Here is a 12566-nt window from a genome sequence, read left to right on the forward strand (position 1 = left end):
ATCATTTTCCTAAAATTTCATTGAAAAGTTTGCTAGGTCTCATTATATTTGACACTAATTTATCATCAAATTTATAATATCCGCCTATTTCGACTCTTTTACCTTGAGCTTTATTTAGCTCATTTACTATACTTTCTTTATTTTCGCTAAGTTCTTTTGCCATAGCACTAAATTTGTCTTTTAGCTCACTATTTGCTAGCTCATTTGCCCAATAAAGAGTAAGATAAAAATGGCTTCCGCGGTTATCATTTTCACCTATATTTTTACGTGGAGAATTGTCGTTTTTTAAATAACTTTGGATTGCTTTATCAAGAGTATCTGCTAAGATTTTTGCCTCTTTTTTGCCACTGATATTTGCAAGATGTTCTAAGCTTGCTCCAAGAGCTAAAAATTCACCCAAGCTATCCCATCTAAGGTGATTTTCTTCTATAAGTTGCATTGCGATTTTTGGCGCACTTCCGCCAGCTCCAGTCTCAAAAAGCCCACCTCCGTTTAATAAAGGTACAATAGATAGCATTTTCGCACTAGTTCCTAGCTCAAGTATAGGAAATAGATCGGTTAAATAATCCCTTAGCACATTTCCTGTCACGCTTATAGCATCTTTTCCGCTTCTAATGATAGATATACTTCGTTTTATGGCTTTTGTCGGCTCAGCTATACTTATATCTAAATTTGAAAGATCATATTTTTTTAGTTCATCTGTTACGATTTGTATCATATTTGCATCATGGGCACGATTTTCATCTAACCAAAATATAGCAGGCGATTTTGTAGCTTTAGCTCTATTTATTGCTAACTTTATCCAGTCTTTGATCGCTTCATCTTTAGCCTCTATAGCACGAAATATATCTCCTTCTTCTACTTTAAACTCCATATTATCGCCATTATCGCTACTTACTATAAATTTACCATTGCTTTTTGCTATAAAAGTTTTATCGTGGCTTCCATACTCTTCAGCCTTTTTTGCCATAAGCCCAACGTTTGAAACGCTTCCTATGGTTGCTGGATTTAAAGCTCCATTCGCTTTTAAATCTTCGATAGTTGCTTCATATATGGTAGCATAAGTCTTATCAGGAATAACAGCCAAAGTGTCTCTAGCATCACCTTTTTTATCCCACATTTTACCGCTATTTCTTATCATTGCAGGCATAGAAGCGTCGATTATAACGTCGCTTGGAACGTGCAAGTTTGTGATGCCCTTGTCGCTATCTACCATAGCAAGATCTGCTCTAGTGGCGTAAATTTCATCAAATTTAGCTAGAATTTTTGCTTTGCAAGGTAGATTTTCTATTTTTGTAAATAGGTCTTTTAGCCCGTTATTTTGATTTACTCCAGCTTCTTTTAGTTCATTTGCAAACTCTTTAAATATCTCTTTAAAAAATATCTTTACAAAATGTCCGAAAATCACAGGATCGCTGACTTTCATCATAGTAGCTTTTAGATGAACTGAGTAAAGCAAACCGCTGTCTTTAGCATCTTTTATGCTTTCTTCTATAAATTTATCAAGTTTATTAACACTTAAAAATGTAGCACTAATAATGTCCCCACGCCCAGCTTTTATGCCGTCTTTTAATAGCTCTTTTTTGCCATTTGCATCTTCAAATTCTATCTTAAATTTAGTATCTTTGCTAACTATGACCGATTTTTCATTTGAGTAAAAATCACCACCATTCATATATGATACGCGTGTTTTTATATCTTTGCTCCAAGCTCCGTTTTTATGTGGGAATTCTTTTGCATACGCTTTAACAGCCGCAGCACATCTTCTATCTGAATTTCCCTCTCTAAGCACTGGATTTACAGCACTTCCAAGCACTTTTGCATATCTAGCTTTTATGTCCGCTTCTTTGTCATTACTAGGATTTTCAACATAATTTGGAACTGCGTAACCTTTGCTTTGAAGCTCTGCTATAGCAGCATTTAGTTGCGGAAGTGACGCTGAAATATTTGGGAGCTTGATTATATTTGCAGTTTTTTCCTTTGTCATTTCACCTAAAATTTCTAAGAAATTAGGTACTTTTTGCTCTTCTTTTAGATAGTCTGGAAAGTTTGCAAGTATTCTTGCTGCTAAAGAAATATCCATAGTTTCTATATCAATGCCACCACGTGACAAAAACTCTTTTATGACAGGAAACAAAGAGTAAGTCGCGAGTGCTGGCGCCTCGTCTGTGTAAGTGTAGATTATATCTGCCATTTTTTTCCTTTTTTATTAAATTTTCGTAATTTTATCAAATATTTTGTTAATTTTTATATCATTAGCCTATTTATTTTTTATTTTTATAAAAAATTAAGTTATTTTTCTAGACTCATTACTAAATTTTAATCCAAAGCTTCTATGATCTCTTTTGCAGTTTTATAGTTTTTTATCTCACTTATGATCTCATCTCTACCCCATATAACGTGGATATAACGCATATCGGCATTTTTTGCAGCCAAGTAATCTTTCGTGCTGTCTCCGATAAATACACATTCTACACCAAATTTATCTCTTATGATGTTTAGCATAGCAGGATCTGGTTTTGGTGCAATGGCTTTACTTGCTCCTACTATAGTCTCAAAATACCCCAAAATACCACAATGCCCAAGGATATTTTCTATAGTTGCGTGTGGTGCGTTTGTGGCTACTGCAAGTAGATAATCTTTTGATTTTAAAGCTTCTAAAAGCTCCATAGCCTCTTTATAAACTACGGCGTAAAGCTCATAGTTTTTATTAAATTCTTTTTCAAATTTTAATCTCATATCGGTAGTTATCTCATCAAAACCATAAAATTCTCTGATAGAGTTTTTTTGCGGATCATTTATAATAGACATTATAAAATCATCATCTAATTCACGCATATGCATACAAGCTCTCATATAATTTATCGTCTTGCAGATAGCTTTTTTACTATCTATAAGAGTGCCATCCATATCAAAAATTACACATTTAATACTCATCTAAGCCACCTTTTTTATGTTTTTCTTTTTTATAAGTTTTTGATTTTTTTAGCTTTTCTAGATTATTTGCAGCTCTTAATAGCTCATCTTTGTCTGTAGATCTTGAAGTTAGATTTACAAAGTCACAAAGTGATTTAGTATAAGGTTGATCTAAAAATGCCGGTTCTACCTTTAATAAAATTTCAAGATTTTTCTTAATAAGAGCGGTAAATTTATCCATATCAAAATCTTCTCGCTTTAAATTTCTAATAACAAGCTTACTATATTTCTCTAAAGCTCTTAGATAACGCACTCTTTTAAATTTATCATCATTCATTACAGCTTCCAAAAGTTCAAGTTTTATGAAAAATTATATCAAAATTAAACAAATATATTTCTTTAAAATAATATAAAATTATTGTTTTAAAGTTAAAAAATATGTTAATATTTGCCATTTTATCAATATTATTAAGCAATAATTAATTTGAATTTACATAAAATATAGCATTATAATTGTTAATTAAATATTGATTGATAATTAACAATTTATATAAAATATAAAAATCTAAATTATGGATTATGGGAGGATAAAATGTTTGGTAGCAGTGAAATAAAAAAATACCAAAGTGAAGTTGAAGCTTTAAAAAAAGAGCTTGAAGAAAAAAACAGAGAAAATGAGCTTTTAGTCAAAGAAAATCAAAAGCTCAAAGCAAAGATCGACTCAGATATTGACTGTGAGGCAATATCTGCACTTGCGAGCACTATGGTAGGTGGAGCAAAAAACGGTATCAAAAATATACAAGAAGGCATAGAAAAAAATTTAAAATTATCTCATGATACTATAGATAAGACAAGAGATACAATAAATAGTATAGAGATTTTATCAAATTCGACTAATGAGTTATTGACATCTTTAAATGAGATAACAAACTCATCAAATAAATCACGCACAACAGCTGAAAATCTTCACAAAAGTGTAGATGAGATCACAAATGTAATAAATTTAATAAAAGATATTTCAGATCAAACAAATCTTTTAGCGTTAAACGCAGCTATAGAAGCGGCACGTGCTGGCGAACACGGACGTGGGTTTGCCGTCGTTGCAGATGAAGTAAGAAAACTAGCAGAGCGTACTCAAAAAGCAACCGCAGAAGTAGAAATGAATATAAATTTACTTAAACAAAATGCTAGTGATATGTTTTCTCAAAGCGAAGAAGTGGAAAATATCTCAATAAAATCAAATGAACATATTCAAGAATTTATTGGTAAATTTGGTGATTTGGTTAAGAGCTCAAAATTTATAGAGTGTAGCTCAACTATAATATCAACAGATATATTTGTTAGTCTTGCAAAACTAGACCATGTGATATTCAAAATAATTGGATACGGACATGTTCTTACTAAAGATTATGAGTCTATGAGCGATCATCTTAATTGTCGTCTAGGCAAATGGTATGCTGGTGCAGGAAAAGAAGCATTCGGAACTACACCACAATATGCAAAACTAATAGAACCACATAAACATGTTCATGAATCTATAAATAAAGCTATTGATCTATCTAAAAACCACTCTTCTCACGACAAAGTAATTGAGCAGTTTAATAAGGCTGAAGAAGAAAGCTTAAAACTATTTAATATATTTAATGAAATGGTTGAAGCCAAAACTTGCTCTATGGATTAGTATGATTTACCGCTTTTTTGCGGTAAATTTCTTTTAGTTACAAATTTTAGCTTTTTAAATTTTTCTTAGTAAAACTCCACATTCTATATGTTTTGTATGCACAAACTGATCAAAGATAGCAAATTTAGCTATTCTATGAGTTTTACAAAGAGTTTTTAAATTTTCTTTTAAAGTTAGAGGATTACAAGATATATAAATGATATTTTCATATTTTTTCATAAATGCTAGTACGCTTTCATCGCAGCCTGCACGTGGCGGATCTACTAAAATATGACTAAAATCAAACTCGTCTAAACAGATATCTTTAAGACGGATAAACTCTCTTTTCTTAGCAAACGCTTCCATAAGCTCTTCTGCACTCATTCTTAGGAATTTGATATTTTTCGCACTGTTTGATTCGCAGTTTTTTTGAGCACTTAAAATAGAGTTTTTACTTATCTCAGTAGCTAATACTTTTTTAAATTTAAAACTCATCGGGATAGTAAAATTCCCATGTCCGCAGTAAAGCTCTAGTAAATCTTTTGTATTTGAAGAACACTCCAATGCCCAAGAGATCATTTTTTCATTCATAATCGTATTAGGTTGGATAAAAGCTGCATCGCCAAAAGTATAGCTATAGTCCTTACCTTGTATAGACAAAGTCTCATTTAGATAAGGGCTGCCAAAAACAAGCTTTTTACCCCTACTTCTAGCTATCAAATTTACACTTAGTTCAAAATGAAGGTCTTCAAGCTCTTTTTTTATAGCGTAAATGTCTTTATGATAAAGCAAAATAACCAAAATTTCATTTTTTGTAGAGATAAACTCCACCCCAAAAAGCTTCTGTTTTAAAGCCAAAACAGAGCTTATTTTTTTTAGCAAGATAGGCATTAAATTTGATATCTGAGCGCTTACTATCTCACACGCATTTATCTTGACAAATTTCTTATCTGCTCCTCTCATAGAGTAGCTAATGCCATCATTATCGTGATAAATTCCAAACTCCGCCCTACTTCTAAATTTAGACACAGGCGAACTAAAAAACTCAAATTCACCACTATAAAATTCATCAAACAACTCTCTTACAAAACCTTGCTTAAATCTGATCTGCTCATCATAGCTAGTTTCAAAAATACAGCTTCCGCAGTCCTTAATATACACGCAATCAAGCTTCAAATTTTACTCTTTTTCAAAGAAAAAACCTGCCCAACTCTGAGTAGTAGGCATAACTTCAAGAGTATTTATATTTACGTGTTTAGGTAAATTTATGCAGTCTATGACTATTTGCGCGATATCGTTAGCTTCTAGGTATTTAGTAGAGTTATAAACATTGTCGCTTTTTTGCTTATCGCCTTTAAATCTTACTAGGCTAAACTCAGTTTTAGCGATTCCAGGCTTTATCGTCGTTACTCTAATATTTTTACCTTTTAAGTCATTTCTAAGATTTAGACTAAACTGCTCCACGAAGGCTTTCGTAGCACCATAAACATTTCCGCCAGGATATGGCCAACTCCCAGCAACTGAGCCGAGATTAAATATATATCCGCCATTTTTCATTAGTGGCAAAGTCGCTTTTGTAGCATAGATGAGCCCTTTGATATTTGTATCTATCATAGTTTCAAAATCTTCCATTTTTGCATCCATTACGCTCTCTTGCCCTAGAGCAAGACCTGCGTTATTTATAAGAATTTCTATATCCTTAAACTCTTTTGGAAGCTCATCGATTGCTTTAAAAACAGCATTTTTATCTCTGATATCAGCACATATTATGTGCGTATTTCCAAGCTCTTTAGCAAGACTTTCAAGTCTATCTTTACGCCTTGCTAAAAGTATGAGCTTAAAGCCCTCTTTGCTAAGTCCTCTAGCAAGAGCCTCTCCAAATCCAGAGCTTGCTCCTGTTATAAAAGCTGTATTTTTCACTTTATTTCTCCTAAATTTGATTTTAAACCAGCACTACTTAAAAACTCTATTTTTGCACTATTTTTATCTATCAAAGTATAATCAAATACATTACATCTAAGATTAGCTTGCATATCCGCTCCATTTTTTATCAAAAAATTTAATTTCAAGAGTAAAGCTATGCTATAATGCACATAAATTTAAAAAAATTATATGTTTCATAAAAGGATAGTGTCTATTTCTTTACTCTTTTAAATTTTATCACTTTGAGGTATAAAAAGCTGATAGTTTTTATCAAGTATGTAGTGCAATCTACCCATATCTTTTGAAAAAATACTAAAAAATCCACCTTCTAAAACCTTTGTGCTAAAAGATATAAACTGCAACATATCACTTCGTTTTCTCAGCTTTAAGATAGGATTGTGATTGTCTCTTATGATATTTACTTTTTTATTAAAAATCTTTGAAAGACTATCAAAATGCTCCATTAAATTGTCTGTTTTTTGATCAAATTTAGCATCAAAATGATAAAAATCTATGTCGAAATTTAGCTGCGTACAGCAGTCCATAATAACGCTAGATTGATACTCAGCGTCCTCTTCATTTCCTACTACGACACCTCTTTTTACAAAAGGAAATCCGCTTTTACCTATCTTTAAAACTGGGGTTTTAAGTGACCAAAACATTTTTTTATTTTTCTTAAAAAATTCAGTATTTGTGATCACTAAGCCGATATCAAGCTCACTCATAACCTTTTTTGCGATATTGTAATTCGAAGTAAAATAGTCTATATTAACAAATATATTTTTAGATGGTAATTTTTTGATCTCATCAAATACAGGCGATAAAGTCGGATTTATAACGTTTATGAAAAGTTTTTTATTATTCAGTTTAGAATGAAGCAGTAAAGAGTCGTTTATCAGAGCAAATATCGCACTTTCGCTCATATTTTTCATATCTAAAGATAGATAAATATTATTTCCAAATGGACTTGGAAACTGCCCCGGCTCTTTTTTTACGGCTCTAAAAACACTCTCCAAAACTCTTGGCTCTCCGACTATGAGCAAAACATCGTTTGGTAAAATGATCGTATCTGGCGTAGCTATGATGTAGTTTTGATGACGATATATCATAGCTATTTTCCATTTTTTCTTTCTTATATTTCCTATGTGGCGATAAGCGTAGCTGCTTCCATTTGGTACTTTTACTTCCATAATCTCACCGATGCCTAGCCCAATATTATCGGCGATAACAGGAACATCTGGTAAAAAGTCCATAAATCTCGAGCTTAAGATCTTTCTTACATCTATAAGCCTTAAAAGATAATCATTATTTAGCTTATCTTCTAAACCCCAAAAATCCATTATGTCGATCTCTACTTTTTGATTTATCTTTTTTAAATTTTCATATACACTTCTTGCATCAAGCTCTCTTTCCATAATTATCATTATTTTTTCAAATTCCGATTTTATATGAAGTCTAAGCTTAGAAAAGCTCGTCGGATCAAAATTTAAAAAATTGAAATTTTCAAAATTTACCCTATTTTGCGGAAGAGTTTCATCATTATAAGTTATTATCGTATAATTGTGAAGGCTGTTATTTCTACTATTAAAAAGCCTTTCTAAGAAATGATTTGCTAAAATACCATCTGCAATTATTAAGATATTTTTCATAAAATCTCCAAAAATTAAAAAAAGGAATTGTATCATAAATGAATTTTAAAATAGATAAAACAGACGCTAATGCTAGGGCTTGTACCATAAAAACAGCACACTCGACGATCCAAACTCCCATTTTTATGCCTGTTGGAACACTTGGAGCGGTCAAAAGCCTAGATGCCATAGATCTAAAAGAAATTCTAGACACAAAAATAATACTAGCAAATACTTATCATTTATATTTACGCCCGACAAGCAAGGTCGTAAGGGAGTTTGGCGGGTTACATGGTTTTAGTAAATTTGATAGAAGTTTTTTAACCGATAGTGGTGGATTTCAAGCATTTTCACTATCAAAGATCTCAAAACCAGATGAGAATGGAATTAAATTTAAAAGCCATATAGATGGAAGTACGCACTATTTTACACCTAAAAGCGTACTTGATACGCAATATGATTTAAGAAGCGATATTATGATGATACTTGATGATCTTGTAGCACTTCCGGCTAGTTTTGAGAGAGTTGAGCTAAGCATAAAAAGGACGATAAACTGGGCGAAAATAGCCAGTGAATATCACAAATCAAATAAGCAAAAAGGCGTTGGCATAGATCAAAATATCTTTGGAATCATTCAAGGCGGAACTGACTATAATGCACGAAAATTCTGTGCTGAAGCGCTTTGCGAGATGGAGTTTGACGGACTTGCTATAGGAGGACTAAGCGTTGGAGAGAGTAACGAAGAGATGTATGACACGGTTGAAGCAGTGATGCCTTTCATAGACAAAGATCGCCCACGCTACTTAATGGGCGTTGGAACGCCTGAGGATTTAGTAGAAAATGTAGAGCGCGGCGTGGATATGTTTGATTGCGTTATGCCTACAAGAAACGCACGTAATGGCACGCTTTTTACGAGTTTTGGCAAAGTCAATATAAAAGCTGCGGCATTTATCAAAGATGATAATAAGATCGATCCGCAGTGCGACTGCTATACTTGCTCTAACTTTAGTCGCGGATACTTGAATCATCTTTATAAAGCTAGAGAGCTTACGTTTTTTAGACTAGCAAGTCTTCATAACCTGCATTATTATCTAAATTTAGTAAAACAGATGAGAGAAGCGATAATGCAAGGTAAGTTCAAAGAATTTAAAAAAGAATTTTACGCAAAAAGAGGCGTGTTATGATAAATGACGAACATAGAAAAAAGCTAGAAAAAGTATCTAGTAGAAGTGGATATTTTAGCACTGAAAACTACAAACTACTCATCATAAGCACAGATTTTCATAGTCAAAATGCTGGATTTGTATTTTTAGGAGATGAGATATTTGAAAAGGTGCAAGATAAATTTATAAAAACCGATTTTGCTAAATTTAAAAAAGCAGTTGATGATGCCTTAGCGTATTTTAAAACTACACTAGATAAATACGAAGAAGAAGTCATAAACATAGAAAATGTTATATACAAAAATAAATTTGATAGTGGTTTTTTGAGCGTTTATTTTAAGCTAAAAAGAAATTTTTCACTTCTAGCTATACTTCATGAGTATTTTATGGTAGCGTTAAATGACTTCGTAGATGAGTTTAGCGGTTATAAAAAAGAGTTTAAAAATGATACGCAATCGCTAAAAAGAATAGACAAGGTTATAGATGATACATCATCAAGGCTGTCTATTATATTTAGTTATTACAACTCTATGAAAGATCAAAAACATAGCAAAAACTTATATATACTTACTATGGTATCTGCTTTTTTCTTGCCATTAAATTTGATAACCGGATTTTTTGGAATGAATACCGGAGATATGTTTTTAAGTGGAGCAAACGGCACAGTTGTGGTATTTATAGCTATGATATTTTTTATAGTTATATCTATGTTTTGGCTGTTTAAATTTAAAAAATAATCAAATTTATATTTAAATTTAGCCGTTAAACTCACTACTTTCGACTGGAGATGAATAGCTTTTATCCACAAAGCGAGTAAATTCTTTTTGAAATATCATCTCAGCAGTTCCAGTTGGACCATTACGATTTTTACCGACTATTATTTCGGCATTTTCTTCTATCTTGTTTGGAACGAATTTTTTCTCATACGTTTTACCCTCAAGCTTTGCTTTTTGCTCTCTTTCTTTCTCTTCTTGTTCAAGATAAACTTCGTTTCGATATACAAAAAGTATCGTATCTGCGTCTTGTTCTATGGCTCCTGATTCCCTTAGATCGCTAAGCATCGGACGCTTGTTGGCTCTAGCTTCTAAGCTACGATTTAGCTGAGACAAAGCGATAACTGGCAAACTTAGCTCCCTAGCTAAAAGTTTTAACCCACGCGAAATTTCAGCTATTTGTAGATGCCTGTCGCTGTAAGTAGAAGAGTTTGTCATCAAACCGATATAATCGATCACGCAAAGCTTTATCTCAGGATTAGACGCCTTTAGCTTTCTCATTTGTGTTCTTACTTGGTGGATAGTAGCATTTCCGCTATCATATACAAAAAGTTTTTTTCTAGATATCTCATCGCAAGCATCGCTAAGCCTTGAGAGCTCATCATTATCCATATCTGCTGTCATTAAGTTTTGAAGTGGGATAGAAGTCTTAGCGCTAAGCAGTCTTAGCATAAGCTGAGTGGCTGGCATCTCTAGTGAAAAAAATACTACACCTAAATCTTGATTTAAAACTTTTTGAACTAAATTTAAAACAAAAGCCGTCTTTCCCATACCAGGACGAGCCGCGATGATGACAAGATCGCCGTCTTTAAAGCCCTTTGTCATCTCATTTAATCTTTTAAATCCGGTATCTACACCGACTACGTCTTTATCTATAAGTGTTTTTTGCTTTTCTATCTCTTTTATGACGCCCTCTATTATCTCTTTACTCTCTTTGATAACCCCACCATTTGAATTATCTACAAGAGAGTAAATTTCGCCACTTATCTCATCGACTATATCGCGACTTGCTTTGTCTTCATTTACCTTATTTGGTATCTTGTGCGCCACTTTTACTAATGAGCGCTTTATAGACTTTTCTTTTAGTTCTAATGCGTATTTTTTGATATCTAGTATGGAGTTTGTAGTAACTATCTCAGTAAAGATCTTATCATCAAAATTATTTGCAAGGCGTTTTTTGATAAATGCAGGATCGATTGGCTCATCGTGATTTAAACACTCCACCATCGCATTATAAACATCGCCGTGACCTTTTAGATAAAAGTCGCTTGGAGAAATTAGATCATATATCTCGCCGATATTGTCTTCACTAAATAAGATCGCACTTAAGATCGATCTTTCCATATCTAAATCATATAAATTTTGCCCTACTTCATTGATCATTATTTGCTGGCCCTTTGCTTAATCTCATCATCTATCTCGCTTAAAAATCTATCCACTAGCTCATCTTCTTTTAGTTTTGCCACAACTTCGCCATGACGCATAATTAGCCCATTTCCCTTGCCAAAAGCGATCGCTACGTCTGCACCTTTTGCTTCTCCTATCGCATTTACCACACATCCCATTACGCTTACGTTTAAAGGCTCACTTATATGAGCGGTTTTTTCTTCTACTATTTTCACAGCTTTCATAAGATCACTTTGCAATCTACCACAAGTAGGACATGAGATGATATTTAGCCCAGATCTTTGGCGACCACTATCTTGAAGTATGGCACGAGCTACTTTTATCTCTTCTTCAAGTTCTCCTGTTATGCTCACTCTCATCGTATCGCCGATACCCTCAAGCAACAAACCTCCAAGTGCTATGGCTGACTTTATAGTAGCGTGAAAAGTAGTTCCTGCCTCAGTCACTCCAAGATGAAACGGATACTCTACAAGCGGTCTTAAAGTCCTATAAGCCTCCATAGTTTTAGCAACATCACTTGACTTTAGGCTGATAGCTATGTCAGTAAATTCGAACTCTTCAAGAAGTTTTATATTATATAGCGCGCTTTCTATCATACCTTTAACGCTTCTACCATAAGCCTTTTCAAACTGCTCTTCAAGACTACCTGAATTTACTCCTATACGAATAGGAATTTGGTTTTCTTTGCAGGCCTGAACAACAGCTTTTATGCGTTCTTTTCCGCCGATATTGCCAGGATTTATCCTGATAGCATCTACAAATTTAGCCACTTCCAAAGCATAAGTATAGTTAAAGTGTATATCAGCCACGATCGGTAATGGGCTATCTTTTTTAACCTGCTCAAGCCCCTTTATATCATCTTTATTAAACACAGCGCAACGAACTATATCGCACCCAGCAAAATACAGCCGATTTATCTGCTCTAAAGTCGCTTTTACGTCTCTTGTTTTTGAAAACGTCATCGACTGAACGCTGATAGGAGCGTCACCGCCTATCTTTACACTGCCTACTTGAATTTGTCTTGTTTTGTATCTTTGCATATCTTTTTCCATAAATTTAATACGCAAAGTGTAGCTAAATTTGGATAAAAATATGA

11 protein-coding genes and 1 pseudogene are annotated in these 12566 nt (G+C 33.2%); 4 read left to right on the forward strand and 8 right to left on the reverse strand.

The features are described from left to right. Position 1: 1 nt before the first annotated feature. The 3 genes from CHLWT_RS04820 to CHLWT_RS04830 form a co-directional block, all read right to left on the reverse strand. Positions 2-2194: an NADP-dependent isocitrate dehydrogenase gene (locus CHLWT_RS04820; RefSeq protein ID WP_112000117.1), complete on the reverse strand. Its 2193-nt coding sequence runs from the start codon at positions 2192-2194 to the stop codon at positions 2-4. Positions 2195-2319: 125 nt separating this feature from the next. Next, positions 2320-2937 carry an HAD family hydrolase gene (locus CHLWT_RS04825; protein ID WP_112000118.1) on the reverse strand — a complete coding sequence of 206 codons (618 nt, stop codon included), beginning with the start codon at positions 2935-2937 and terminating at the stop codon, positions 2320-2322. Then, entirely contained in the window at positions 2927-3253 is a 327-nt protein-coding gene (locus CHLWT_RS04830) for a hypothetical protein (RefSeq protein ID WP_112000119.1), read from the reverse strand. The genes CHLWT_RS04825 and CHLWT_RS04830 overlap by 11 nt, the downstream gene beginning before the upstream one ends. A gap of 669 nt (positions 3254-3922) precedes the next feature. Between CHLWT_RS04830 and CHLWT_RS09715 the strand changes: the two are divergent. Both CHLWT_RS09715 and CHLWT_RS09720 read left to right on the forward strand, forming a co-directional pair. Next, positions 3923-4105 (forward strand): annotated as a pseudogene (locus CHLWT_RS09715) (methyl-accepting chemotaxis protein); the annotation flags it as partial. A 6-nt stretch (positions 4106-4111) separates the two neighbouring features. Beyond that, positions 4112-4597 (forward strand): CZB domain-containing protein, encoded by a 486-nt coding sequence (locus CHLWT_RS09720; protein WP_373924809.1) that lies wholly within the window; start codon positions 4112-4114, stop codon positions 4595-4597. A gap of 54 nt (positions 4598-4651) precedes the next feature. Here CHLWT_RS09720 and trmA read toward each other — a convergent pair whose 3' ends face one another. From trmA to CHLWT_RS04850, 3 genes are all read right to left on the reverse strand, one after another. Next, positions 4652-5752 (reverse strand): tRNA (uridine(54)-C5)-methyltransferase TrmA, encoded by a 1101-nt coding sequence (gene trmA, locus CHLWT_RS04840; RefSeq protein WP_112000121.1) that lies wholly within the window; start codon positions 5750-5752, stop codon positions 4652-4654. Positions 5753-5755: 3 nt separating this feature from the next. Further along, positions 5756-6496, reverse strand: a complete 741-nt coding sequence (locus tag CHLWT_RS04845) for an SDR family NAD(P)-dependent oxidoreductase (protein WP_112000122.1) — start codon at positions 6494-6496, stop codon at positions 5756-5758. A 230-nt stretch (positions 6497-6726) separates the two neighbouring features. Continuing rightward, the gene (locus CHLWT_RS04850; protein ID WP_111968381.1) at positions 6727-8148 is read right to left on the reverse strand and encodes a COG3400 family protein; all 1422 of its coding nucleotides are present in this window, start codon (positions 8146-8148) and stop codon (positions 6727-6729) included. A gap of 38 nt (positions 8149-8186) precedes the next feature. Between CHLWT_RS04850 and tgt the strand changes: the two genes are divergently transcribed. Together tgt and CHLWT_RS04860 are read left to right on the forward strand one after the other, a co-directional pair. After that, entirely contained in the window at positions 8187-9311 is a 1125-nt protein-coding gene (tgt, locus tag CHLWT_RS04855; protein WP_112000123.1) for a tRNA guanosine(34) transglycosylase Tgt, read from the forward strand. Continuing rightward, positions 9308-10027 carry a CorA family divalent cation transporter gene (locus tag CHLWT_RS04860; protein ID WP_063998205.1) on the forward strand — a complete coding sequence of 240 codons (720 nt, stop codon included), beginning with the start codon at positions 9308-9310 and terminating at the stop codon, positions 10025-10027. The genes tgt and CHLWT_RS04860 overlap by 4 nt, the downstream gene beginning before the upstream one ends. Positions 10028-10045: 18 nt before the next feature. Here the strand turns inward: CHLWT_RS04860 and CHLWT_RS04865 are convergent, their stop codons facing one another. Further along, a complete protein-coding gene (locus CHLWT_RS04865; protein ID WP_112000124.1) occupies positions 10046-11446 on the reverse strand; it encodes a replicative DNA helicase in 1401 nt (466 codons plus the stop codon). Further along, positions 11446-12510, reverse strand: coding sequence for a flavodoxin-dependent (E)-4-hydroxy-3-methylbut-2-enyl-diphosphate synthase (gene ispG / locus CHLWT_RS04870; RefSeq protein ID WP_111968378.1), 1065 nt, complete (start codon positions 12508-12510; stop codon positions 11446-11448). Before ispG ends, CHLWT_RS04865 begins: the two co-directional genes overlap by 1 nt. Positions 12511-12566 lie beyond the last annotated feature (56 nt).

Origin of the sequence: Campylobacter hyointestinalis subsp. lawsonii (genome assembly GCF_013372165.1) — a bacterium.
GTDB classification, from domain to species: Bacteria; Campylobacterota; Campylobacteria; order Campylobacterales; family Campylobacteraceae; genus Campylobacter; species Campylobacter lawsonii.